This is a genomic window from Arthrobacter sp. DMZ02-1R (genome assembly GCF_057747935.1).
Genome location: NZ_CM173230.1, coordinates 1,213,637 through 1,236,919, shown reverse-complemented (window position 1 = coordinate 1,236,919; position 23,283 = coordinate 1,213,637). Strand labels below are relative to the sequence as shown.

The window sequence follows — 23,283 nt, the reverse complement described above, 5'->3', positions numbered from 1 at the left end:
CGGTGCACAGACCGCTGGCCCGTGAATTCATCCCCTCACTGGCGCCAATCCGAAAGTTCCCCATTCGGGTCGCGTCAGGATTCCGACCCTCGCTGGTTGAAGGAGCCGGATCGATTCCTGCCGGCAATCGCTGACCGGCAGTGACAGAGGGGGTGGCGTGATCAGCCTTCATAGTGCAACCGAAACCTCGGACGAGGACCTGATCGGCAACAGTCGTGCGGGAGACGCTCACGCCGTTGACGTTCTCTACCGTAGGCACCACGAAGCCGCGTTCAGGTTCGCCCGGCGCTTACTCGGTAACGACGCGGATGCCCATGACGTAGCCCAGGAAGCCTTCCTCAAGGTAGTGGCAGCCATCGGCCGGGGCAACGGCCCCGATGCCCTCTTCCGTCCATACTTGTTCCGCGCCGTTCGCACTGTCGCCGCAGATCATTGGGAACAGCAATCCAGGGAGATTCCCCACGAAGACACGCTAGATACACCTATCCAGGATCCCGGGCTGGAAACTGTCCAGGCCTACGACAGCACGAGCCCTGCCTACCGGGCGTTCCGCTCGCTGCCGCTTCGCTGGCGCACAGTCCTCTGGCACGCCGAGGTGGAGAACGAACCGCCCCGCAAAATCGCGCCGCTGCTGGGAATCGAACCGAACGCCGTTTCGGCCCTGCTCGTGCGTGCCCGCCGTGGCCTTCGCGAGGCATATCTGCACGAATACACTGCCACTGTATCTGCGGGTTCCGATTGCCAGCCGACTCTGCCCTACCTCGCCGGCACCGTTCTCGGGACCGCATCGTCGCGCGACCGCAAAGCCGCGCAGGAGCATGCCGACCTCTGTGAGAACTGCAACAATCTCATCGCCGAGCTGACCGACATCAGAAAAACCATGCGCGGGCTCATTGCACCGGCCCTCCTCTTGGTGCCTGCCCTTCCGTCTGCGACCGCGCCCAACTTCGCTCACTTGGGCCGAAGTTCCTGGTGGCGCGCAGGCGCCCTGACGGTGGCCATCATTGCGAGTACGACGGCGGTTGCCCTCGCCTTGGTGCTCGTTCCGCATCAGGCGGATGCGCCCGTATCCCTGTCTGGACAATCTCCAACTATGGCCCCACCTCAGCTCCCCATCGCGGTTCCGAACCCGGAACCACCGAACCCCACCCCAACTCCGACGTTCGGGCCGACAACCCCGGCCCAAACAACCGGGCCGGCACCTTCCGCCGCTGCCCCCCTCTTCCGACAACCTTCGGTCCGGTCGTTTCTTCAGCCTCTCCCCAGAGTCAACACGTCGGTGCCGGTACCGCCCCCGCCAACGTCCGCCACCGCACCGACAAGGACACCAACCGCGCGACCTTCAAACACCACCACAGCATCCGCCAAACCGACAGCCACACCAACAGCACCCTCAGCAACCCCATCTCCGCTGCCCACCGGGCCAGTCCCGACGGCAACACCATCTCCAGCGCCCACCGGGACCTCGGGAACAACCACCGCAACGCCCTCAGCGCCGCCGTCGTCGGGGCCGATCTGCATCCCGTTGTTCTTCTGGTGCCTCCCCTAGCTGAAGGAAACCGAAATGCTGCCACTTCCGCCCCAAACTGGGAACACGATTCAGGATGCCGACGCGCGCGAAGCACTTTGGACGTATCATCTGACCAGCAACTTTGCTTCCGAACGCAAATCATCCGGAGGCACCACCAGCGGCAGGAAACGGGGGAAACGTATGTCACAGGACACGCCGGACCGGCCCATGGTCTTAGTCGGCCGCGACGAGATCACAGAGCTGTTCCGTGCCTGGGCCGAGTACACGTCCATCACAAGCGCCGGCCCTGGAGCGGTTGATCCTATCTTGTCCCTCCGGAAGACCGGTGCCATTCTGCGCTCTGTGGACCGGGTCCTTGCCTCGGTAATCTTCGAAGAGAAGCCGAACGGCCCGCGCGAAGCGTCAGCCGGCGGGCCGCCTTGCCAGCACCCGTAATACGCCGACGTCTTTGTGAACTTTATGACCAAAACGCACTGCGAGCCCCTAGAAATGTTTTCCTAAAGGGATCCGTTGGTCCGACTCGGACCCCTTTCCCTGGAGCATCGATGCGCCCAAACCTTCTTCTCTTGCAATCGGGGACCCGTGGTGCGCCTCGAATAAGCCGCGGACGCGCCCCGGAGCAGGTGACTCGGGCATGATCGAGTACCCGGCGACGCCCGAGGCGGAAACGCAGCTCGTCAAGGATTGTCGTGAAGGCGTCCCCGGAGCGATCATCACTCTCTACCGCCACCACTGGGAACCCGCCTTGAGTTTTGCCGGACGGCTCAGTTCATCGGCCCACGACGCCGAAGATATCGCCGCAACGGCTTTCCTGAGGTCATTGACAGCCATCCACAGGGGAAGGGGTCCGGAGGGGCCTGTCCGGCCCTACCTCTTCAAAGCCGTCCGCACCGCAGCCGCTGACCACCACTCAAGGAAAGAAATACCTTCCTCAAGGATCCCGGACGCCGAAGAAAAGGCCTACGACTTCCGATCCCAGGATCACGAGTTTGTTGCCGAAGCATTCGGGGCACTTCCCCAACGATGGCAACGTGTGCTCTGGTACGTCGAAGTCGAAGGCTTGAAACCACGCGAGGCCGCACCTCTGCTGGGCCTGGAGCCCAACGCCCTTTCAGCCCTCCTCAACCGTGCCCGCAAAGCCCTGCGTTCGGCCTACCTCACGGTCTACATCCGAGAGACGCCCAACACGGGGTGCGAAGTAATGCTTGGGATTCTGTCCCGCTCGATCCTCGGCCGAGCCACGCCAAGCGACCAAGTATCCGTGGACCGGCATGCCCGCAGTTGCCAGGACTGCAGCGCTGCCTTGAGAAGAGTAGGTGGAATACGCACGGAATTGCGAGGCATCCTGTCCCCCGTCTTGGCAACGGCACTCATTTCACCCGCCGCTGCCATGCGGATCCTGGAAATTTTTGCCCTTCACGGTCATGGCCCTGTCCAGCAATTGGCCGCACTTAACCAGGACACCAGCCCCTTGCGCCAATTCCTCCGGGCGACGCGGGCAGTCGCCGGAACAGCCGCGGTGGCGGCTGCGGTCCTGCTGGCCCCCGCGACCCCGATCGACACTCCCGATTCGGTCCGCTTGACGGCCTCCATTCCCGGTCGCGGCCCCTACGGCACCACAATAGGAAGCCCGGCAGAGGGAAGACCTCCCGCAGGCCACGAATAGGGCAAGCCACCGGCTTCTTAGCGAGAAGTGCGCGATCCCCGGCGACGCCGACGCACCGGCTTTCCCGATGCGTGACAACGCCATCACGACGGCGAAAGACTCACCGCCCGCAGAAGTCTAACGGGATCGGCGCCGGTCGTGGTGACAGGAAGCTTGCAGGCCCGGTATCAACCCGGGGGGTTAGTGGCTGGCGGGTTGTCTTCGTCTGCGCAGGACGCCCTTCGTCCTGCGGTGTCGGACGGGCGGCACACGTCCAGGTCTCAATCTTTCGTAGTACCGCCCGCCCGGGGCGTCCGCGGCATCGTCATGCCAGCGCCCGGTGTGCAGGTCATCATCCGCAAGCAACGGGGGTTTGTTCCTTCCGGACACATGGGCAGGCCCCGCACTCTGCTTCAACCTGCCAGGCGGTTGTTCGTGACGCCGGAGCCACGGCTGCGCCGGCACCTGGTTGAATTGCCAGTTTCCGCGACTCCGAACTGCTGTCAGCACCCTAACCGGGTCCCCCGGATCGACGAGGGCCTGCCGGTACTCCACGTAACGCTCGGTGAGGTCCTTCACGGCTCCGGCATCGACGCGCTGGTCCCCATTTCCAGGCCACTGCCCGGGCAGTGGCCAAAATGGCGGCAACACGGGGGTGGTGGAGGACGTGGAGGGCGAACGAATGGACTCCGGTGTCAGGAATGCCGGGCATCGAGGTTGAAGGTCTGTCAACAAGACGTTGAACCACGGCGATGGAGGCAGGCACCTTTGAGCATCGAAACACCAGACTTCACGACCCTGGCTGGAGAGGCGTTTATCACTGATCTGCAGTCCGCCGGGGAAACCGTCGCCGAAGCACACCGCCGTGTCGAGGAAGACCACCCAGGCTACGGCTACACGTATTCGACCGAGATCCGGTGTAATGCCTGGGCGTGCAGTGAATACATGGAGATCGAGGCCGGTCGGAACAATGCGGCCGAGGAAGCGTACGCCGCGCACCGGGCCAGGCACGTGGACGCCTTCCTCGCGCATTGGGCGGAGAAGGCGGATGCCACCGGGGAGTCTCCCCGGGGTGGCCTGTGACGGAAGGCCATGCCCGGTCCGTTCGAATGGGTTCGAAACCCGGGCTGCGGAGGATCGAATGACCTGCCGCAACAATGCCTCGAAACGACCGCGACTGTTCTGGCAAAAAGACGTGTTTTGGTCTATCTCATCAACACCGGCTGGATCGCGGCTCTGCTGGTCTGGTCACTCCTGAGCGACCCCGGTGCCCGCGCCCACAGCGTCGCCGTCGTCATCGGAGGCAGCGCCGCCGTTATTGCCCTGGCCTGGTTCATCAGCTTCTTGCTCGCCGGCCTGCCATTCCGCCGGGCAGCCCGCGACCATTGCGGAGAATCCCTCCACGAAGGTTCAGCCCGCCCGTTGCACGCCGTCAATGGAACGGATTCTGACCCGGCAACCGGGCGCCCGCGGAAGGCGACATAGGGATGGGGCGGGTGATGCGTGGGCAGTTCCAACAAGGCTGAAAGCGCTGCACAATCATCCAACCATTGGCCTCGCCTTTCCTACATCATCCGCCGCAGGGGAATCCCCGGACCGGTAGCTGGTTCAATCGGACGGGGCATCGATGCGTAACAGGGGGCGCCTAGCTGTGTGCCTTTGCGTAGGCTTCCACGATCCCGGGGTCCAGACGACCGCGCGAACGGACGTTGAGGCCGCTATCCAGGGCCCAGGCACGGATTTCGGCCGTGGCTGGTCCGCGGACTAGTGCCCGCGTGGCACGCCCGGCCAGTTTGCGGTTGGTGATTTTCCTGGCAGCTTGGGTGAATTCCGCCAAGGTTTGGCGCAAGCCTTGAGCGTTCTCCTGAGACAGGTCGATTTCGTAGTCGGCGCCGTCCAGGCTAAACCTGAGGGTCTCGGCTGCTTCGCTGCCGTCCAGATCGTCGATCAGCAGGGTTTCAATGCGAGTTGCCATGTTGGCTCCTTTCACTCGTTCATCCCTCAACCGGTGACCGGTCAGGTTCTGACGCTACGGCCCGAAGTCGCCGCAACTTTGCCGGAGACGATCAGCATCTGCCGCTCATACAGCTCCAATGCCGCTGCGTCGCTCGGCTGTTCGGAAACGACCATCTAGGAAAGCACTACATCGCCAAGCCAACGGGATTCCCTGACCTCACGAACAATTTGGCAGTCAGGAACCTGAGCTCCTGGCCGGGCCGAGTTACGGCCGATACGGAATCAGATCACAGGCCGAGAAGCAAAATATCCCCACCACAAGTTAGGACTGCGAGATGACCTTGCTGGCTGGTGTCACTCTGAACGTGGTTTCAACGGCAGGGTTCCCGACTAGCGGCAGCCTCTTCACGGCCGGTGGGCACTATCAGCTATACCGGAACCACGTCTACATCCTTCACCGGCGTCACGGGCGGCTCAGCAAAGACCCTCGCGGACGGATCCTTCGTTACTCAGTCGCTCACTCTAGGCACTGGCGGCGAAACATTCGACTTCCGATGTCGCCCAAGGGAACGCCCAGAACATCACGCTCCAGGCCAACGCGACAAGCACGACGATCAACAACCCCACAAACAGCCAAGAGCTTGTCTTGACCTATATTCAAGACGCTACTGGCAGTTAGTCATATATCGCCCCACCCTGGCGCGGAACTGGAGGCGGGTTCCACGCCGGGAGTGCGTTGCTTCTCATATGCTGTCCGCAAACCAGCCCTCGCTTGGATGAGAAATTCCCAGGCCGCCTCCTCCCCGAGTCCTATGAGCCTCGCGATGCTTGTGTGCTGCTGGTTCTGGACCTCCGTGTACCAGAGAATGATCCGCCACTGTTCGGGCAAGGAGCACATGGCCGCGAGCACCTTCTGGTGTTCAGACAAAGGCAATGGCAATCCTCCCGAGCGGGGAACGTCGGCTCATGAACTTGATGTTTAGGCCATTGGCTAAATTGTGCGCGCTAACAAGAAGATTGCCAAGCCCCCTCGGATAACGATCCTAGGGCTTGCCAGGACGATCGTCTCAGGCTAATAATGATAGCGGTTTCAAAAGTGCTTGAGGTCACACCCTCCGCCGAGAAACTTCCCAACTACTTCCATTTTCTCCTCCACCAAGAAGGATTCCACTTGTGTCTGAAACCGCTATCAAATTGACTGGCATCCCGGCATCCCCCAGCCAGGAAGCCGGGGATGAGACCGCTGTGAGGCACATCGAGTGGTCCACCCAGGGGCTAAGCCTGGTTTTCGGGCATAGCCCGGAGGTTCCACTGCACTTGGACTACTTCGCGTCGTCGACAGCCAGGGCCGAGTTCCCTTCGCCCCTTCCACTCGTCGAGGTACTGGCCGCGGGGAGCGGGCACACCTTGGCGAACAATCGGCTCGTTCAAACCTCCATCGGCGCGGCCCTCCGATACGTCTCCCACGAGATCGACGACGACGGCGACTGGATCCGATTCCAGCTCGGAACTCCCGAGGGCGTACGCGCCGAGGTGACCACCACCGGGTGTGACGGGGCGATCCGCTCGTCGGTCAAAGTGGTCAACGGCAGCCGTCAGGGGCTTCTCCTGACGTCGGTGACCAGCTGGGTCTCGGCGCTTGGGGCGACCGCCGGCACGCTGACGGAAGATCCGGCAGGCGATTGGAACCTCGTCGAAGGATCCAGCGACTGGCTCGGCGAGGGCCGGTGGTCCCGGAAGAGGCTTCGCGGAGCGGTACTTCCGGCCCTTCGCCACGAGCTGACCGGCCACACCCCCCGTTCCGCCGCCACACGCAGCGCAGACGGAACGTGGTCCACCGGTGGACACCTTCCGGTCGCAGGGACTGTTTCGGAAAGGCAGGGTCTGGCGTGGCTGTGGGAGATCGCCCACAACGGGCCCTGGCGCTGGGAGATCGGCGAGCATGCCGGTGACTGCTATTTCGCGGTTTCCGGACCGACGGACCGGGACCACCAGTGGTCCCAGCCGCTCGCTCCCGGGGAATCGTTCACCGCCGTCCCCGCAGTTATCGCCGTCGGCAAAGACCTCGCGGAGGCAACGGCCGCCCTCACCTTCGCGCGCCGCCGTGCGCGCCGGCCCCACCCGGACAACCTCAAACCAACCATCGTCTTCAACGACTATATGAACACGCTCAACGGCGACCCCTCGACGGCTAAGCTGCTGCCCCTTGTGGACGCGGCCGCGTCGGTCGGTGCGGAGACTTTCTGCATCGACGCCGGCTGGTACTCGAACTCCGCCGACTGGTGGGACAGTGTGGGCGAATGGAAGCCGTCCAGCACCCGCTTCCCCCAGGGGTTGGGCGAGGTCATCACTGCGATCCGTTCCCGTGGCATGGTCCCCGGGCTCTGGCTTGAGCCGGAAGTGGTCGGCGTCAACAGTCCGATGGCACAGTCCCTGCCCAAGGAGGCTTTCCTCCAGCGCGGAGGCTTCCGGGTGGAGGAGCAGGGGCGATACCACCTGGACCTGCGGCACCCCGCGGCACGGACACACCTGGACGGCGTCATCGACCGGCTCGTGGCCGAGTTCGGCATTGGATACTTCAAGTTCGACTACAACATCGACGGAGGCCCCGGCACCGACCACGAGTCCCCCAGCGTCGGCGCCGGGCTGCTGGGCCACAACCGGGCACATCTGGCGTGGATCGACGGCGTCCTGGACCGGCACCCCACCTTGGTGCTCGAGAACTGCTCCTCAGGCGGCATGCGCACGGACGCGGCACTGCTGTCGCGGATGCAGCTGCAGTCCACCTCCGACCAGCAGGACCCCATGCTGTATCCGCCCATCGCGGCCTCGGCCGCCCTCTCGATGCTCCCCGAAACAGCCGCGAGCTGGGCATATCCCCAACCGGACATGACCCCGGAGGAGAGCGCGTTCACCCTCGTCACCGGCCTTGCGGGCCGCTTCTACCTCTCCGGCAACCTCCACCGCATGGACGCCGCCCAACTCACTTTGGTCAGGGAGGCCGTCCATGCGGCACGCTCCCTGAGGCCGAACCTCGTGCAGGCAACCCCGTCCTGGCCGTTGGGCCTGCCCGGCTGGGACAACCGTTGGGTCGCCTCCGCCCTTCACACGCCCGAGCGGGTGGTCCTGTCCGTATGGGACCGCGGCGAAGGCGCCGATGAGGCTGTCCTGCAGCTGCCCGCACTGGCGGGCCGCGGCGTCGACGTCGCCACAATCTTCCCCCGATCGCTCCCGGCTTGGGAGACCCGGTGGAATGCCGATACCGGCACCCTGACTGTCCGGTCCACTCTCGAGACTCCGACAGCCCGGGTATTCATACTTACACCGTCAGCCCCGACGGCGTAGGCACCAGCACCACCCTCCGTATCCCCCTTCCGAAGGAAAATAGAAATCATGAAGCATGCATGGAAAGGCGCCATCGCTGCCGCCGTCGTGACCGGTGCGCTGCTCACCGGCTGCAGCAGTCCGGCCGCGCCCGGCGCGGACTCCGGGCCGGCGGCGTGGCCGGCCCAGTCGACAAAGCTCGACGGCGTCACCCTCACCATCTGGGCCGCCCAGAACTCGAACAAGACCCCGCAGTCCGTCATCGACGGCTTCCAGAAAGCCACCGGCGCCAAGGTCAACGTCGTCACCATCCCTGACCCGTACGAGCAAGGGGTCCAGACCAAGGTCGCCACGGGCGACAAGCCCGACCTGGCGTTCTGGCAGCCGACCGCCTCGGAACTGACCTCCCTCAACGCGACCCAGAACCTCCAGTCCCTTAACGGTGCACCGTGGGTGTCCAAATATGACGCGAACCTCGGTGACATCACCGGCCAGCTGAACGGAACCCGGTACGCCGCACTCATCAGCAGCCCCGCCGTCGAGGGCGTCTACTACAACAAGGAAGTCTTCGCCAAGGCCGGCATCACGTCCGTCCCGAAGAACTGGGACGAGTTCCTCGCCGACGCCCGGCTCATCAAGGGCAAGGGCACCACCCCGTTCTACGACTTCGGCGGTGGGGTCCCGTGGGCTACGCAGTGGTGGGTCCAGGTCCAGCTCGCCGACGCCGCCAAGGGCGGTCTCTGGGACCGGGTCAACAGCGCCAAGGAAAAGTTCACCGATACCACCATCCAGAAGGCGGTCGACAACTACAACGGCCTGATCAAGGAAGGCCTGTTCAACAGCAACATCAAGACCGCGACCTTCGAGGACCAGGGCAAGGCCCTCCTCGCCGGCGACGCTGCCATGACGGTCCAGGTGAACTCCTTCTTCGGCCAGCTCCAGGCAATGTCGGACACGAATACGCTTAACCAGAAGATCGGCTTCTTCCCGATCTCCCCGAGCGGGAACGTGGGCACGTTCATCCCAGACCAGAGCAACGCACTCGTGGCCTTCAAGACCGGCGATGCCACGCGCGAAGCGGCCGCCCGCCAGTTCCTCACCTACTGGCTCGGCGACGGCTACGCCGGCTTCGTCAAGGCCCAGTCGACCGTCTCGATCATGAAGGGCGTCGACACCCCGTCCACCGTCCCGGACGCCCTCAAGGCCGCCGCGGCCTCGATTCCCACCTCGGTCGGATCGATGCAGGCGCTGGCCACCGCCAACGCTGACCTGTACCTGAACCTGGGCGATATGATCCAGGGAACCAAGACCCCGCAGCAGGTGACGGAGGCGACCCAGCAGCAGTTCGCCAGCCTGGCCAAGGCCCAAGGCGCCAAGGGCTTCTGACAAAGCCGGTGCCGGGCCGGACTACCGGCCCGGCACCAGCCGGCAGGCCCCCACATCGCCCCGCCGGCGTAACCACCCAGGAAAGTCTCATGACCGCACAACTCTCCCGACCGCACGCGGGCACCGCCGCCCGGTCCAGCGCTCCCCGACCCAAAACCGGCCGCCGCCGGCAGGACCACCCCGCGTGGTTCCTGATCCCGGCCGTGGCGGTCCTGATCGTGTTCTTCTTCGTCCCGACCCTGTTCAACTTCTTCTACGCCTTCACCGACTGGTCAAGCTTCAAGACGAAGATCAACTTCGCCGGCCTGGACAATGTCGCTTCCCTGCTCCAGAACGGCAGCCTGCTCGCAGACCTGCGCACCACGCTCATCTACGCCGTCCTGGTGGCCGTCTTCCAGAACCTGTTCGGCCTCATCCTCGCCCTGATCCTCGAGGCCGACACCCGCATCAACCGCGCCGCCCGCGTGGCCTTCTTCGTCCCGGTGGTCATGTCCGCCCTGGCCGTCGGCTACATTTTCCGGGCAGTGCTCAAACCCGACGGGGTCCTCAACGCGATCCTCGGGACCATCACCGGCCAGCACGTCGACATCGCCTGGCTCGGCAGCACCACCTGGACCATCGTCGTCGTCTCCCTCATCCACGCCTGGAAATGGATGGGCCTGTCCATGCTCATCTACCTCGCCGGACTCAAAACCATCTCCACGGACGTCATCGAAGCCGCCCGCATCGACGGCGCCTCCTGGTGGAGGACCCTCCGGGCCATCCGCTTCCCGCTCCTCGCCCCCGCCATCACCTTCAACGTGGCCACGGCCCTCCTCGGCTCGATGAATGGCTTCGACATCGTGCAGGCCACCACCGGCGGAGGCCCCGGCGGAAGCACCGAATTGTTGAACATCTTCATCTTCCGCACCTTCGGCCAAGGACTCTTCGCCCAGGCGACCACCATGAGCCTGGCCCTGTTCCTCATGGTCACGATCCTGGCCTTCCCCGTCATCACCTTCCTCAGGAAGAGAGAGGACGTTCTCTCATGACCGTCACCGGCGTACCGCTGCCCACCGCCAAAAACAGCCGCCCGGGCCGGTCTTCCCTGCGAGGAAACACCTCGAAGCGCCGCAGGCTCCTCCAGCCCGCCCTGACAATCGCCATGGTCGCACTGCTCCTGGGCATCCCGTTCTGGCTCGTGATCGCCACGGCCGGGAAAAACCAGGCAGAAGCCCTCAACCCCAACCTCGCTCCCCCCAGCCAGTGGCAGCTCTTCGAGAACTTCGCCTCTGTCTTCCAGCAAGGCCGGATGATACCGGCCTTCTTCGGCAGCGTCCTGATCATGGTCGCCTCCGTCGCCGCAGTCCTCGTCCTTGGATCCATGGCCGCCTGGATCCTCGCACGCCGGCGCTGCAAGGGCATCGCGATCGTCTACGCCCTGGCCATCAGCGGCATCGTCCTTCCTCCGGCCGTCGTCACCATCGTCATGCTCCTGCGCCAGCTCGGACTTGCCGGTACAGCGGCCGGGATGATTGGGGTCTACGTGGGCATGTACATGTCGACGGTCATCTTCTTCGTCACCGGTTTCGTCCGGACGATCCCCGCCGAACTCGAGGAAGCCGCCCGGGTCGACGGCGCGAAGCCCATCCACATCTTCGTCCGCATCATCCTGCCGCTGCTCGGCCCGACCATCGCGACAGCAACCATCCTGATCTGCCTTTACGTCTGGAACGACGTCTTCTACGCGCTCTTCGTCATCGGCGGCCGGCTCGACACGCTTCCCCTGAACCTGTACCAGGTCGCCAGCAGCGGCCTGTACCTGCAGAACTGGCACCTGATCTTCGCCTACATCATCCTCATGAGCCTTCCACTGCTCCTGACGTTCGTCTTCATGCAGCGCAAAATCATTTCCGGGATCACGAGCGGCGCCGTCAAATGAGCCAGACCACGCCTTCCCCCTATGATGAGCCCATGGCCCACCCCGCACCCCTCGACCGGACTGCCACGATCTCCGACGTCGCGCGCCTGGCCGGAGTGTCGGTGCCCACCGTTTCCAGGGTTCTGACCGGCGCGGCACGGGTCAGCGAGGACCGCAGGCTGCGCGTTGACAAGGCGATCGCCGCCCTGGGCTACCGGCCCAGCGCCGCCGCCCAAGTCCTCGCCTCCGGGCGTTCCACCACCATCGCGATCCTTGCCGCCAACACCTCCCGCTACGGCTACGCGGAAGCGATCCGCGGCGTCGAGGAATCCGCCCGCGCGGCCGGCTTCGCCGTCATCATCGTGGTCGTCGAAAGCGAACGGGACGAGGAGGTGCGCGCCGCCGCGGACGCGGTCCTGCGGCAATCGGTCGCCGGCGTCGTCGTGCTCAAATTCGACCCGCCAGGAGTCGCGGCCCTCAAAGCCCTCCAGTCGGCCATCCCGGCCGTGGCACTCTCCGGCGTCCCCGAGGCGGGCGTCCCCCAAGCAGTCCTCGACGAATCCGAAGCCGCCGCCGCGCTCACCGAACACCTCCTCAGCCTCGGCCACCCCACCGTCCACCACGTCAGGATCCCGCCCTCGGGCAAGGAAGACGGCCGGACCACGGGATGGCGGCTGGCCCTCCAACGCCACGGCATCCCGACGCCCCCCATCGAAGACGTCTCCTGGGACGTCTCCACCGCCCACGAAATCGGAGCCCGCCTCGCCAAGGACCCCGCCGTCACCGCGGTCTTCTGCGGAAACGACGAAACAGCGATGGGCGTCATCCGCGGCATCCACGACACCGGCATGAAGGTCCCGGACGACATCAGCGTGGTCGGCTTCGACGACCACCCGCTGGCCCCGATGTTCATCCCCGCCCTCACCACCGCACGCCAGGACTTCGCCGAACTCGGCCGCCACGGAACAGCCCAACTTCTCGCCCTCCTCAAAGGCGAATCCCCGCTCGCGCTCGAAACCGTGGAACCCCCTCTGGTCTTCCGGGAAAGCACCGCGCAACCGGCGTCGCCCCGGCGCTGACCCACCAGCATCCGGCCGTCCGGCCATCTCTCACTGATTCAGACAGTCCTCAGGCTGGCACGCAGACCGCAGCACTGACCTGCTCGACTACGCCAAGGCCTACAACCAGCTGCCGGACGTGTTCATCTGGCACGAGTTCGGCGTCAGCAACCTCGGAAGCTTCCGCGGCCATGGCCCCAGTACCGCCAGATCCCGCAGAACCTCGGCATCGCCGACATCCCGGTGAACATCACCGAGTACGGCATGCTGCGCGTCATGGGCGTCCCCGGCCAGAAGGTCCAGTGGCTGTCGATGTTCGAGGACGAGAAGGTCGACGCCCAGACCGCGTATTGGAACTACGCCGGAAACCTGAACGACAACACCTCCCGCAACAACGGAGCCAACGGCGGATGGTGGATGCTCAAGTGGTACGGCGATCTCGCCGGCTCGCAGACCGCAAAAGTCACCCCCGCCCCAGTTGAACGTCGCCGACACCCTCCAGGGCATCGGCGCGGTCGACACCGCCAAGAAGAAGGCCACCGTCCTCCTCGGCGGTGGGTCAAAAGACGTCGCGCTCGGGGTCTCAGGCATCAGCAGCGCCACCTTCGGCACCACCGTCAACGTCCAGGTCCGGCAAGACCGACTCAACGGCACCGAGGGCGCCTCCCTCCAGCCGCCCGTCATCCTGTCTACCCAGGCAACCGTGACCAACGGGACAATCTCGATCACCATCCCGAACCGGGACCGCTACTCCGATTACCAGGTCGAGATCACGCCGACCTCGGCTGCGGCACAGCCTGTGGCCATCACCCCGGCTTGGCAAGAAGAAGCAGCCAACGGGCGGCCAACCGGTTCCTTTGGCGAGGAATCGACTACACCGGAGTCGTCCACAGATCCGGGTGACCGGACAGCATGGCCAGATCGTTCCCGGAACATGCCGAAGCCGGCCCCGGCAGAGTAACGGCCGGGACTATCTCAAGATTGAGAGGTCCGATGGACGGGCCCCGAAGGAGGTCACGAAATTCGGCGGTACTGAGCACCTCTTCGCTGGGATCCGCCGTGGACGGTATAGATTCAGTGCGTGACCGATCCGACTCCTGAATCGCTTCGAATGCGTCAGATCGTAGATGAACACGCGCCGTCCCTGAAGGCAGCGGGGTTCAAGAAGCGCCGACACTGTTTCAACCGTCATGGCGACGACGGTCTGGTTCACGTCGTCTATTTCTGGATGGCGCCGAAAGAGCCGCCGGCCTGGACCGAAGTGCCTGGACTGCGCGAGCGGCTCTACGGTTCGTTCCGACTCGACTTCGGGGTCTACGTACCTGAGATGAATCGCACGCACACCCCGCGAAGTTCGTGGATCAATGATTACGACTGCCATCTCAGAAGAACCATAGGAGACCTTGTCGCGGGTATTTCAGGCGGCTTCTGGTGGAGACTGGATGACCCGGAGGCGTCTGCAAAGGCTGGGATCACTCTGCAGGAATACGGTCTGCCCTGGCTCGACGCGTTCCCCGGCGCAGAGAGCGTGCTAGATGGCTTCGACAGACTCGGCGCCCTCGCCCTCGGCCTCACTCCTGCTGGACCACTCGACATCGCCGATCTGTACCGCGCACGCGGCAACGCGGAGCAGGAACGACGGGTGCTGGCAGAATACGTCCTCGACCCCGTCCTGCAGTCGCACGCCGCATACCTTGCCGACTACCTGAACAGTCATGGTCACCCCGACCTAATCCGTGAGATCAGGACGCGCAGGCCCGAAGATGCTTAGCACGCGCGAAATGCCCAGCGGTAGCAATTCGCCAGCCATCTATCCATCTCACCCATGGGGCACTTCAGCTAAGCAGATACCTAATACACACCTTCTAAGAGAAAATCTATTAATAGAATATGCGTTCGACACCACGTGTCGCCACCGACAGTTTTAAGGATGGACCAAGAATCAACGGCCTGACGCCTCAGTTCGAGTATCTGCTGTCAGCAATGGTGTTAGTCGGCACCTCGCGGGGTAGTGCTGTTAGTTGAGGTCTGTGTATCGGCCTGAGGGGTGTGCGGGGTTCCGCATCGAGGGTGTTCGAGGTCGCGATTATGCGATAGTTTGCCGTAAGAGCGGGGATGCATCATCCGCAGCGGGGGGAAACCAAATGACCTACATCTGTGGAGACACCTCAGCTCAGGCCCCAGGCGATATCCCTGCGGAAGTGCCCGCATGAAGGCGGGCACTCTCCGGGAGTCGATGATGGAAGCGGCCGCTAACCGCTGGCTCGGCGCCTCCGACTTAGTCGCCGTCGCAAGGAGCACTGGTGTTCTTTCGGATCATCGACGGGCTAGGGAACTCACCCTCGAAGCGATCAAAGAGCTGGTTTCCGAAGGATTATTGGTTCCGGGAGCATTCGGAACCGGTCGGTATATGCCCTGGACGCTGACAGGCACGGATGCGGCGCGCAAGGTCGGGAGTGAGTGGAACACGAGCGCCATGTCCCGCACATGGTTCACGGCAAAGGCCAACCTGACCTCGTCCGAGCTCGGCAATCTTCCACGGAGAACCCCTCGCCACTCTGCTCGCGAAGCCATCGAAGCTCCGTCGGCGGTCACGGGCAGCGAGGGGACGGGACCATGGGTCCAGCTCACCAGGGAAACCCGCATAGCGGCCACCATACCGCCAGACTCCGCACCTCCGACGTGGAAAGGCAGCTGGCTTCGCAGGAGGCTCTGGCTCAAACGCGCCGCTGCGGTCATCGCCATCGCATCGGTCTCAGGCTGGCTCGGATGGGCCGTCATCGTGGGGATCAACCACGCACTCGCCAGCCACACCAAGACCGACGGGACGGTCACGGCACAAACTGATACCTCGGCACGCCGCGTTTCCTCGTGCCAGCTGGACGTGGACTACACCGTCAACGGCCGCCAACTGCACAGCGTCGCCAAAGTCAACGCGAACTGCGATACTCTGCCCAGGCCGGGGTTCCGGGCAACTATCGACGTCGACACATCCGATCCCACCGACATCCGGATCGATGGCGCCGACGACGCGAACCATCCCGATCCCCTGGCCATAGGCCTATTTCTGCTAATCCTCCCGACCGCAATCGCCCTCGTACTCATGAACGAGCTGGGAGACTACGGCGGAATCCGGAAACTGCGCGCCTCTGGAGTCCAGTGGCGCCAGGTCGAGGTCACCGTCACACGGAAGACCGCCGGCCGGAATGGCGTCACGGTCCGCCTCGAAGCGAAGGACCCCGCAGGAAACCGGCGCTCGTTCTATATCTTCTACCGATTCGTAAGCCCGATCGGCCCCGCAAGTAGAGGCGACAAAGTCAGCCTTAAGCTGATCGCTGACGGCAAACGGCGGGCGCTCATCCAGAGGCCCGACACCGGCCTCATATGCGTGGCACGCATCAGCATATCGAGTTGGCCACGCGGATAAATGCATCGCGTTGCAGCGCGCACTTGACGGCCCCCACCCGTGTTGGACGATCGATCAATGCCTGCGACTGATCAAGACCCGGTCGTCTTCGCCACCCTGTTGCCCAAGCTCAACCGTCCTACATCGCCAAAGCCACAGAGTCCCCGGACCTCACCGCTGCGCTTGAACAGTTTGGCAGCCAGGAACCTTCCATCGGTCCCACCCCTTAACAACTGAAGCCGATATGGCGTGCAGCGTTGAACGGCTCCATTCGTCCAGGGTCTGTCCAATATGGCCGATGCCCCGCAGCACAGGACTAACTGCCAGGGCAGGGTACTGCGCAACCCATCGGGCCAGACCGTCTGCAGTGACGACGTCAATAACCTGGTCGGGCCGCGCGATTCCAAGCTCGACAGCGGTTTCAATCAAGGCATTTCGGCGCTTGTCGATCTTGGTGGAGGTGAGACTTACTCCTAAGACCAGACGGTATTGGCCCCCACTTTGAAGGATCTCGAGCGCCCTCGCCGCTCCGCGTAGTTCAGTCTTACAACGGCCGGGTGCCAGATCGCCCGCCTTGAACTGCCATGCGCTGTCTCCGGCGGGAATCCAAGAAGTCTCAGTCGCATGCCTCAAGCCCGCGTCGACGCCACCATCGCCAACGTTTTCCAGATACGTAGTCTCCAGCGCGGTGCCCCGCATCCCATGGGCTGCGGCTTCGGTCGCGATCAGCCGACTCACGAACTGACCGAAGTTGGCGCCCCCAAGGGCACTGATCTGCTCGGGAGCAACGGAAAACGGGCCGAACTCTGGCACTAGACCCATCCTTCAGCACGGACGAAAATCGACGCGGACGTTCTTAATGCGAAGCGAATCATTCTGCTCCCCACCTCCGAATTTCAGAATCGCTCGGAGAGTCATCTTCCTACCAGCCACAAAAGGTTTCGAGGAGCCGCCGGAAACCGCCGTGCCCAGGCCTTCAAGGGCTGGTTCTCCGTTCTGATTTCCTCGTCCTAGCTGACCCGACTATGACAGCGCTCTCAAGCTCCTCGATGACAGCCACGCCGCATACCCTGTTCGCTCCCTTGGGGGTCGAACAGACGCGGCGCTCACGGTCTTCTTTTCATACGTGCGGCGGGTCTCCCCAGTTAGGGCTGGGATCCCATCGCCTGCCGCAGGTTTTCATCCCAAAGCCTGTGGTTTCCGTGTGGTCGGGCCCAAATCAGACAGGCAAAAGGCCCTCCAACCCAGCGTTTCCACAGGTCAAAGGGCTTTCACTGTGGAGCTAAGGGGATTCGAACCCCTGACCTCTTCGATGCGAACGAAGCGCTCTACCAACTGAGCTATAGCCCCTGGTCAACCGCGTGGTGCCAGTGCCCCTAGGCTACAAACTATCTTGGCGCTTTGCCAACCAGGACTCGAACGTGTCGGTCCCGGTCCGTTCGTTTGGGACCAAATTCAGCCCGCTCCGAAGGAATTTGTCCATCGCCCCGGGCAACGGAACCTGCACAATCCGCCCAGCGCGGCCCGCAGCCGTTCGCCAGATCCCAGCGAGTTCACGCATGGTCCGGATGTCCGGCCCACCGATCGTCCGAGTCCGATGCCGGACTGTCGAAGGCTCCCCCAAGGCTTCGGCAAGCAACACGGAAGCCACATCGGACGGGGAAATCGTTTGAAAGCGCACGCCCTTGAAGACCGGAATAAGGCGGAGTTTCGCTCCGGCCTCGAAAACCACCGTCACGAGGCTGTGAAATTGGGTGGCCCGCACTACGACAGTCTCAAGCGCCGACCGCGCGTATACCCGTTCTTTCTCGGCTTTGGAGACATAAAAGGCGGCATTGCTCTTGTCGCAGTTGATGATCGAGAGGAGGACCGCTTTGCGGACGCCCGCACCGGTGGCCGCGGCGAGCAGGCGCGCACCGCCGTCGGCGAAATTCTTGCGGGCTTTGCCGAACTGGCCTTCCAGGCAGTCGATCACGACGTCGGCCCCTTGCAGCGCCTGTGCCAAGCCAGCGCCAGTGGTGACGTCCGCCTGAAAGTAGCGGGCGCCGTCGTGATGGGCCATTGACGCGCCCGACGGCGGGCGCCGGCTCAGTACCGTCACGTCGAGCCCGGCGTCCAGCGCCAAACGGACGACTTCACGGCCCACCTGCCCTGTGCCACCTGCTACGCAGACAGAAGTCATGTTCGGCTATGCCCGGCGGCGCTGTAGGACGTCGTCAAGGTTGCTGAGGGCGCTCTGAGGCTTGACATGCTGCGCCTGGATCGCGGGGCTAGCGGACGGGGCGCTGGCTTGCTTCAACGTGGGCCTGCCGAGGGGTTTGGGGGCCTCAGGCAAATCGAGGGGTTCCGGTGCCGGCCGCGGCGCCTTTGCAGCGTCAACGTAGGTTGGTTTGGGCACGTCTACAGGCTGCCACTCAGCGTCCTTGGCCCCGTCTGCAAAACGGACCGTGTTGTCGCCGGCAGCGACGGCAACATTGAGCGCGGCTTGACGAAGTTCGACGGCGGTCAGGCGGTTCGTTTCGCGGGAATGGGCTTCCGCATCGAAAATCTTGGTCGCCGGGCGGTCCGTTGCCTTCGTGGTTGTGCCGGGATTCTCAACGGTGGGACCCATGGCGTTGCGGAAGGCCGCGTTCATCTTCGCCCTGCGGTCCCTGATGGCCAGGCGGCGGAGAAGGAAGACAGTTCCAACGACACCAACTATGGAGACCAGCGGCAGCCAGGCCGAAACAAGATCGAAAATACGCAGGACGCCGGAAACGGCAGCCGTGAGCAGCAGGAGAAGGCCGGCAAGGGCAAGGGCACAGCGACCATATCTGACTTTGAAAACCGCGGGACCCGTTGCAGCATCACGCCGTTCGCCGGTGGATTCCTTGGGCAATGCGGTTGCGGTGCTCTGCATGGTTTCCATTGCTTTCTCCTGCCGAGGGGCAATTGACAGAACCACCCCGGATTGCAGTTCGTGAGCGTCATCTTCACTGTCATCCACTGGCACGTCACCGGCTACCTGGACGTGCAGGCGGCGGTTCCGCAACATGTATGGCGCAACCCAAACGATCCACAGCGCCACGGCAATCACCAATACCACTGAGCTGCTGAGAGGGAAGTCCACAATCAAAACCGTAGAAGCAAATACGCAGGGGCCACCGCATTCCCCGCGGTGTGTCGTCGGAGAGTCGGCAAATCAATGGATTTATGACAGTCATTCACCCAAACGGACTAATTGGCTTCGCGCCCAAGCCAAGCAGCCAGCAAGCCTCGCGGGACCTCTTCCGAGGTCAAGGCAAAGCTTCTATGGTCAGCCCATTCTCCGTTGATGTGAAGGAAACGTTCACGGCGCCCCTCGTCACGGAATCCAAGCTTCTCAACAACGCGCAGGCTCGGCCCATTTTCGGGTCTGATGTTGATCTCCATCCGGTGTAAGCCGAGGGTCGCGAAGCAATGGTCGGTCGCCAAGGCAACCGCGGTGGGAGCAATCCCGCGCCCTGCCCGCGCTTGATCTACCCAGTAGCCAAGGGTCGCGGTCATCGCCGATCCCCAAACAATGGAAGAGACCGTCAACTGCCCCACAATCCTGGGCTCGTGATACCCCGGAATGCGTTCCGTGATGACAAAAGGAAGGGCACTCGCCTGCCGCGCCTGGAGGTTGAGGGAAGCCACCATCTGCCGGTAGTTTGGCAGACGGCCACCAGGGGCCGGGTTAGAGGCTTCCCACGGGGCGAGCCAGTCACTATTGCGCGAGCGGACTTCGGTCCATTCCTTCTTGTCCCGGTAGCGAATGGGACGCAAAATGAGGTCGCCACATTCAAGCGTCACCGGCCAAATGGCCGATCCCCACATGAGGAACTACTTGCTGAGACTGTCGGCAAAGCCCGGCAGCCACTCGCGCAAGCCGGGTCCGAGGTCTTCACTGTCGCATGCCAGCTGGACACAGGCTTTAAGGTAGCTGAGCTTGTCTCCGGTATCGTACCGGCGACCGCGGAAGACCACTCCGTAGACACCGCTACCTTCGCCCTCGCCGGCAGCCAGTACCTGGAGGGCATCCGTCAGCTGGATCTCGCCTCCACGGCCAGGCTCGGTTTGCTCGAGGACGTCGAATACCGAGGGGTGAAGAACGTAGCGACCAATCACGGCCAAGTTGGACGGAGCTTCGTCAACAGAAGGCTTTTCCACAAGTTGCTTGATGCGGACGTAGCCATCTTCACCGATGTCCTCGATGTCGGCGCAGCCATAGGCGCTGATCTGGGACGGCTCCACCTCAATGAGGGCTACGACGGATCCACCGGTCTTGTGCTGGACTTCGATCATGTCGCTGAGGAGCGTGTCCCGCGCATCGATGAGGTCGTCGCCGAGGAGGACTGCGAATGGTTCGTAGCCAACGTGTTGCTTGGCACGCAGCACCGCATGGCCCAGACCTTTGGGATCACCCTGGCGAACATAGTGAATGTCGCCGAGGTTGCTAGTAGCCTGAACCGAGTCCAGCTTGACGGTGTCTCCCTTGGCCTCCAGGGTTGCTTCCAAGGCGGGCACACGGTCGAAGTGGTCCTCCAATGCGCGCTTGTTGCGGCCCGTGATCATGAGGATGTCATTGAGGCCCACACCCACGGCTTCTTCGACAACATACTGGATGGCCGGCTTGTCGACTACCGGGAGCATCTCCTTGGGCATCGCCTTGGTGACAGGCAGGAATCTGGTACCGAGCCCCGCAACGGGGATAACGGCTTTGCGGACAGCGCTAGCGCAGCTATTGGAAGTCACCGGACTAATCTAACGGAAGGAACTGGACATTAGGCAAAAGTACGCCGATGGAGGAAAGAGGGGCCGACGTTCCCTAACATTCCCGGCGCCGGGCAGACGGAAGAACTGGAGCAAAAGTGACTTTGAAAGACGATATCCGCCGGGAGAACCGCAACCGGCGGCTCGCCCTGACAGTACAACAGCGCGCCGACGCCGGAATAGGTATAGCCCGCCGCGGCCTCTCATGGGCCGATGCTGTTGCCCACGGGAAACAGGCGACTTTTGCCGCCTATGTGGGGGTGGCAGCCGAACCGCCAACAATGCCCTTGCTTGAAGCGCTCCATGCTTTTGGGCACAGGATTCTTCTACCGGTATGCGAACCGGAGCGGCGCCTGAGTTGGGCGTATTGGACCCCGGAGACGACCTTTGCCCGCTCAAGGTATGCCCCCATTGATGAGCCAGTAGGCGAACGATTCGGCAGTGACGTCGTCAGGGATGCGGCCGGAATCTTCCTTCCAGCGACTGCAGTCGACGAGGGCGGCAACCGCATTGGCCAGGGCGGCGGATATTACGACCGACTCCTCGACAAGTTGGACGCAAACGGACAGCGTCCCCCGACTATCGCCGTCGTATATGACGATGAAGTCCTGCCGGCAGGCAGCATCCCGGCCGAACCGTTCGACAAGCCCGTGCCAGAGGCACTTACCCCCCGCCGCGTCGTCGAACTAAGCCGAGCCAGCTGAACCCGCTTCCGGCAGTTTGTTCCCCCACCACATTCCTTGGTGGAGACTCCGATGTCGGATGATAGAATTGGCACTCAGGCCCTTGGACTGCTAATGGATGGAACAATCCGCAAATGCAGCGCAGGGACCTGTAGTTCGTCCCGGAGGAGGATTGCCAGTGCCCACATATGCCTACGCCTGCAAAGACTGCGGCCATGCCTTTGACATTGTTCAGGCCTTCACAGACAGCTCCCTGTCTGACTGCCCCGAATGCCAAGGATCCTTGCGCAAGAAATTCAACAGCGTGGGCGTCGTCTTCAAGGGATCGGGCTTCTACCGTACGGACTCCCGGGACTCCAAGGGAAGCGCCGTTTCGGCTGCTCCCGCTGCGCCAGCGGCATCCCCGGCTCCTGCGTCGGTTCCGGCGGCTGCCGCCAGCTGATTTGCGGTTTTCCACTTGATTCCGCTTTTCCACATAGCTCATTAAGGCCCTGTCACCGGACTATTGGCACGGTTAGCGTGGCAGCATGCCAGCTACCTCGTTTTCATCCCAAAGCCCGCATTCAGGGGGGTCTTCTTCGACTCCAGGCAATAGCCGCCTCGCGCCGGTCACCAATGCCAGCACTCGCACTATTCTGGCTCTTCCACAAGGCGCCCGCGCCCCTGGCGCTCCCCCGGCGCATTCCAAGCACCACAGGTTGGGCAGCTGGCTGAACCGCAACCGCCGCCTCGTGGTGGCACTCCTGCTGTGTGTCGCCGCCGGGATTGTGGTCCACCAGCTAACTCCTGCTTCAGAACAACGGGTGACGGTTCTCGCCGCGGCCAGGGATCTTCCGGCCGGGTCCACCTTGGCAGATTCCGACCTCAAACCTCTTGAAGTTCTTCCCGGCGGAGCTCCTGCCGGAGCACTCACCTCTCGCATTGGATACAGCGGGAAGCAGCTTGCCTCACCTCTCCAGAAAGGGCAGGTCCCCACGGACGCCCAATTCCTGGGCCCGGGTCTGCTGACCGGCGCCGCGCCCGCAACAGCAGCCGTTCCGCTGCGTATGGCCGATCCCGCTTCAATCCAGCTTGTTTCCCCGGGCCAGTTGGTCAACGTTGTGCTCACGGCAGCTGATGGATTTGAAGGGCCTGGCAAGAAATCCGAACTCCTGGCTGCGGCCGTCCCGGTTTTGTGGACGTCTGCACATGGAGGCAAGGCCAGCCAGTGGCTAGGTACGAACGAGTCTGACGGCCTCGTGGTTGTCGCCGCGAATCCGCAACAGGCAGAAATCCTGGCCGGAGCTTCCACTCGGGGGAAATTGTTCTTTGTCTTGGTCAATCCCGCTGGCACCCGGCAAACCGAAACCCCTCGTGGATAGTCAGGCTCATCGTGGAATGTTCAGCCCCAGTGTGGAGGCCTTTGCTCCTTCAGCCAAGCGTCGTGATCGTAACCGGGCTCGTCACCCCAGCGGCGTGGATCATCCTCGGCGGCTTTCTTGGGCAGAATGCCTTCTCCTGCCGGCTTCGACTCCGGTCCGGGCTTCAATTCTGTCTTCTCCTGCTTGTCCAGCTCTGTGCCGGCCTCCGCTGCATGAGTGTCCGCAGGGTATTTGGCCTTTGTGCTCTTTCTTTCCGGCAT

At 63.2% G+C, this 23,283-nt stretch carries 26 protein-coding genes and 1 tRNA gene; 17 read left to right on the top strand and 10 right to left on the bottom strand.

Annotated elements, in window-relative coordinates:
- Positions 1–157 precede the first annotated feature (157 nt).
- The 5 genes from AC3ANQ_RS05935 to AC3ANQ_RS05915 all read left to right on the top strand — a co-directional run bounded on the left by AC3ANQ_RS05935 (position 158) and on the right by AC3ANQ_RS05915 (position 4,661).
- Positions 158–1,549: an RNA polymerase sigma factor gene (locus AC3ANQ_RS05935; protein WP_488304234.1), complete on the top strand. Its 1,392-nt coding sequence runs from the start codon at positions 158–160 to the stop codon at positions 1,547–1,549.
- Between the two features lie 162 nt (positions 1,550–1,711).
- Entirely contained in the window at positions 1,712–1,966 is a 255-nt protein-coding gene (locus AC3ANQ_RS05930; protein ID WP_488304233.1) for a hypothetical protein, read from the top strand.
- A gap of 199 nt (positions 1,967–2,165) precedes the next feature.
- Positions 2,166–3,197 (top strand): RNA polymerase sigma factor, encoded by a 1,032-nt coding sequence (locus AC3ANQ_RS05925; RefSeq protein ID WP_488304232.1) that lies wholly within the window; start codon positions 2,166–2,168, stop codon positions 3,195–3,197.
- A 747-nt stretch (positions 3,198–3,944) separates the two neighbouring features.
- Entirely contained in the window at positions 3,945–4,259 is a 315-nt protein-coding gene (locus AC3ANQ_RS05920; RefSeq protein WP_488304231.1) for a hypothetical protein, read from the top strand.
- 117 nt (positions 4,260–4,376) lie between these two features.
- On the top strand, positions 4,377–4,661 hold the full coding sequence (locus tag AC3ANQ_RS05915; RefSeq protein WP_488304230.1) for a hypothetical protein: 285 nt from the start codon (positions 4,377–4,379) through the stop codon (positions 4,659–4,661).
- 160 nt (positions 4,662–4,821) lie between these two features.
- On the opposite strand, the gene AC3ANQ_RS05910 is transcribed toward AC3ANQ_RS05915, so the two are convergent.
- Together AC3ANQ_RS05910 and AC3ANQ_RS05905 are read right to left on the bottom strand one after the other, a co-directional pair.
- A complete protein-coding gene (locus AC3ANQ_RS05910) occupies positions 4,822–5,151 on the bottom strand; it encodes a histone-like nucleoid-structuring protein Lsr2 (protein ID WP_488304229.1) in 330 nt (109 codons plus the stop codon).
- Between the two features lie 660 nt (positions 5,152–5,811).
- Positions 5,812–6,066, bottom strand: coding sequence for a hypothetical protein (locus tag AC3ANQ_RS05905; RefSeq protein ID WP_488304228.1), 255 nt, complete (start codon positions 6,064–6,066; stop codon positions 5,812–5,814).
- A 239-nt stretch (positions 6,067–6,305) separates the two neighbouring features.
- Between AC3ANQ_RS05905 and AC3ANQ_RS05900 the strand changes: the two genes are divergently transcribed.
- From AC3ANQ_RS05900 to AC3ANQ_RS05880, 5 genes are all read left to right on the top strand, one after another.
- Positions 6,306–8,477, top strand: coding sequence for a glycoside hydrolase family 36 protein (locus AC3ANQ_RS05900; protein WP_488304227.1), 2,172 nt, complete (start codon positions 6,306–6,308; stop codon positions 8,475–8,477).
- 48 nt (positions 8,478–8,525) lie between these two features.
- A complete protein-coding gene (locus tag AC3ANQ_RS05895; RefSeq protein WP_488304226.1) occupies positions 8,526–9,842 on the top strand; it encodes an ABC transporter substrate-binding protein in 1,317 nt (438 codons plus the stop codon).
- 89 nt (positions 9,843–9,931) lie between these two features.
- On the top strand, positions 9,932–10,873 hold the full coding sequence (locus AC3ANQ_RS05890) for a carbohydrate ABC transporter permease (protein WP_488304225.1): 942 nt from the start codon (positions 9,932–9,934) through the stop codon (positions 10,871–10,873).
- Positions 10,870–11,763: a carbohydrate ABC transporter permease gene (locus tag AC3ANQ_RS05885; protein WP_488304224.1), complete on the top strand. Its 894-nt coding sequence runs from the start codon at positions 10,870–10,872 to the stop codon at positions 11,761–11,763. The genes AC3ANQ_RS05890 and AC3ANQ_RS05885 overlap by 4 nt, the downstream gene beginning before the upstream one ends.
- Positions 11,764–11,795: 32 nt before the next feature.
- Positions 11,796–12,821: a LacI family DNA-binding transcriptional regulator gene (locus AC3ANQ_RS05880; protein WP_488304223.1), complete on the top strand. Its 1,026-nt coding sequence runs from the start codon at positions 11,796–11,798 to the stop codon at positions 12,819–12,821.
- Between the two features lie 49 nt (positions 12,822–12,870).
- Here the strand turns inward: AC3ANQ_RS05880 and AC3ANQ_RS05875 are convergent, their stop codons facing one another.
- Complete coding sequence (locus tag AC3ANQ_RS05875) at positions 12,871–12,993, bottom strand: hypothetical protein (protein ID WP_488304222.1); 123 nt, start codon at positions 12,991–12,993, stop codon at positions 12,871–12,873.
- Positions 12,994–13,278: 285 nt separating this feature from the next.
- Here AC3ANQ_RS05875 and AC3ANQ_RS05870 point away from each other — a divergent pair, with 285 nt between their 5' ends.
- From AC3ANQ_RS05870 to AC3ANQ_RS05860, 3 genes are all read left to right on the top strand, one after another.
- Positions 13,279–13,761, top strand: a complete 483-nt coding sequence (locus AC3ANQ_RS05870; RefSeq protein WP_488304221.1) for a hypothetical protein — start codon at positions 13,279–13,281, stop codon at positions 13,759–13,761.
- Between the two features lie 120 nt (positions 13,762–13,881).
- The gene (locus tag AC3ANQ_RS05865; RefSeq protein ID WP_488304220.1) at positions 13,882–14,571 is read left to right on the top strand and encodes a hypothetical protein; all 690 of its coding nucleotides are present in this window, start codon (positions 13,882–13,884) and stop codon (positions 14,569–14,571) included.
- 438 nt (positions 14,572–15,009) lie between these two features.
- A complete protein-coding gene (locus tag AC3ANQ_RS05860) occupies positions 15,010–16,227 on the top strand; it encodes a hypothetical protein (RefSeq protein ID WP_488304219.1) in 1,218 nt (405 codons plus the stop codon).
- Positions 16,228–16,377: 150 nt separating this feature from the next.
- On the opposite strand, the gene AC3ANQ_RS05855 is transcribed toward AC3ANQ_RS05860, so the two are convergent.
- From AC3ANQ_RS05855 to AC3ANQ_RS05840, 4 genes are all read right to left on the bottom strand, one after another.
- Positions 16,378–17,019: a hypothetical protein gene (locus tag AC3ANQ_RS05855; RefSeq protein WP_488304218.1), complete on the bottom strand. Its 642-nt coding sequence runs from the start codon at positions 17,017–17,019 to the stop codon at positions 16,378–16,380.
- Positions 17,020–17,483: 464 nt separating this feature from the next.
- Positions 17,484–17,556, bottom strand: a tRNA-Ala gene (locus AC3ANQ_RS05850).
- Between the two features lie 31 nt (positions 17,557–17,587).
- A complete protein-coding gene (locus tag AC3ANQ_RS05845; RefSeq protein WP_488304217.1) occupies positions 17,588–18,388 on the bottom strand; it encodes an SDR family oxidoreductase in 801 nt (266 codons plus the stop codon).
- Positions 18,389–18,394: 6 nt separating this feature from the next.
- Complete coding sequence (locus tag AC3ANQ_RS05840; protein ID WP_488304216.1) at positions 18,395–19,114, bottom strand: hypothetical protein; 720 nt, start codon at positions 19,112–19,114, stop codon at positions 18,395–18,397.
- Between the two features lie 51 nt (positions 19,115–19,165).
- On the opposite strand from AC3ANQ_RS05840, the gene AC3ANQ_RS05835 reads away from it, so the two are divergent.
- Entirely contained in the window at positions 19,166–19,294 is a 129-nt protein-coding gene (locus tag AC3ANQ_RS05835) for a hypothetical protein (RefSeq protein ID WP_488304215.1), read from the top strand.
- 128 nt (positions 19,295–19,422) lie between these two features.
- Here the strand turns inward: AC3ANQ_RS05835 and AC3ANQ_RS05830 are convergent, their stop codons facing one another.
- Together AC3ANQ_RS05830 and galU are read right to left on the bottom strand one after the other, a co-directional pair.
- Positions 19,423–20,043 (bottom strand): GNAT family N-acetyltransferase, encoded by a 621-nt coding sequence (locus AC3ANQ_RS05830; RefSeq protein WP_488304214.1) that lies wholly within the window; start codon positions 20,041–20,043, stop codon positions 19,423–19,425.
- Positions 20,044–20,049: 6 nt separating this feature from the next.
- Positions 20,050–20,961, bottom strand: coding sequence for a UTP--glucose-1-phosphate uridylyltransferase GalU (gene galU / locus AC3ANQ_RS05825; protein WP_488304213.1), 912 nt, complete (start codon positions 20,959–20,961; stop codon positions 20,050–20,052).
- 116 nt (positions 20,962–21,077) lie between these two features.
- Between galU and AC3ANQ_RS05820 the strand changes: the two genes are divergently transcribed.
- From AC3ANQ_RS05820 to cpaB, 3 genes are all read left to right on the top strand, one after another.
- The gene (locus tag AC3ANQ_RS05820; protein WP_488304212.1) at positions 21,078–21,683 is read left to right on the top strand and encodes a 5-formyltetrahydrofolate cyclo-ligase; all 606 of its coding nucleotides are present in this window, start codon (positions 21,078–21,080) and stop codon (positions 21,681–21,683) included.
- Between the two features lie 157 nt (positions 21,684–21,840).
- Positions 21,841–22,104, top strand: a complete 264-nt coding sequence (locus AC3ANQ_RS05815; RefSeq protein WP_488304211.1) for an FmdB family zinc ribbon protein — start codon at positions 21,841–21,843, stop codon at positions 22,102–22,104.
- Positions 22,105–22,360: 256 nt separating this feature from the next.
- The gene (gene cpaB, locus AC3ANQ_RS05810; RefSeq protein WP_488304210.1) at positions 22,361–23,023 is read left to right on the top strand and encodes a Flp pilus assembly protein CpaB; all 663 of its coding nucleotides are present in this window, start codon (positions 22,361–22,363) and stop codon (positions 23,021–23,023) included.
- Positions 23,024–23,043: 20 nt separating this feature from the next.
- Here the strand turns inward: cpaB and AC3ANQ_RS05805 are convergent, their stop codons facing one another.
- Positions 23,044–23,283 (bottom strand): hypothetical protein, encoded by a 240-nt coding sequence (locus tag AC3ANQ_RS05805; protein ID WP_488305412.1) that lies wholly within the window; start codon positions 23,281–23,283, stop codon positions 23,044–23,046.

What these genes read in the sequence shown, in the direction of transcription:
- AC3ANQ_RS05930 (WP_488304233.1), top strand. Translation starts at nt 1,712, where the DNA reads ATGTCACAGGACACGCCGGACCGGCCCATGGTCTTAGTCGGCCGCGAC.
- AC3ANQ_RS05925 (WP_488304232.1), top strand. Translation starts at nt 2,166, where the DNA reads ATGATCGAGTACCCGGCGACGCCCGAGGCGGAAACGCAGCTCGTCAAG.
- AC3ANQ_RS05910 (WP_488304229.1), bottom strand. Translation starts at nt 5,151, where the DNA reads ATGGCAACTCGCATTGAAACCCTGCTGATCGACGATCTGGACGGCAGC.
- AC3ANQ_RS05895 (WP_488304226.1), top strand. Translation starts at nt 8,526, where the DNA reads ATGAAGCATGCATGGAAAGGCGCCATCGCTGCCGCCGTCGTGACCGGT.
- AC3ANQ_RS05890 (WP_488304225.1), top strand. Translation starts at nt 9,932, where the DNA reads ATGACCGCACAACTCTCCCGACCGCACGCGGGCACCGCCGCCCGGTCC.
- AC3ANQ_RS05885 (WP_488304224.1), top strand. Translation starts at nt 10,870, where the DNA reads ATGACCGTCACCGGCGTACCGCTGCCCACCGCCAAAAACAGCCGCCCG.
- AC3ANQ_RS05880 (WP_488304223.1), top strand. Translation starts at nt 11,796, where the DNA reads ATGGCCCACCCCGCACCCCTCGACCGGACTGCCACGATCTCCGACGTC.
- AC3ANQ_RS05875 (WP_488304222.1), bottom strand. Translation starts at nt 12,993, where the DNA reads ATGGCCGCGGAAGCTTCCGAGGTTGCTGACGCCGAACTCGTGCCAGAT.
- AC3ANQ_RS05860 (WP_488304219.1), top strand. Translation starts at nt 15,010, where the DNA reads ATGAAGGCGGGCACTCTCCGGGAGTCGATGATGGAAGCGGCCGCTAAC.
- AC3ANQ_RS05845 (WP_488304217.1), bottom strand. Translation starts at nt 18,388, where the DNA reads ATGACTTCTGTCTGCGTAGCAGGTGGCACAGGGCAGGTGGGCCGTGAA.
- AC3ANQ_RS05840 (WP_488304216.1), bottom strand. Translation starts at nt 19,114, where the DNA reads ATGGAAACCATGCAGAGCACCGCAACCGCATTGCCCAAGGAATCCACC.
- AC3ANQ_RS05830 (WP_488304214.1), bottom strand. Translation starts at nt 20,043, where the DNA reads ATGTGGGGATCGGCCATTTGGCCGGTGACGCTTGAATGTGGCGACCTC.
- AC3ANQ_RS05805 (WP_488305412.1), bottom strand. Translation starts at nt 23,283, where the DNA reads ATGCCGGAAAGAAAGAGCACAAAGGCCAAATACCCTGCGGACACTCAT.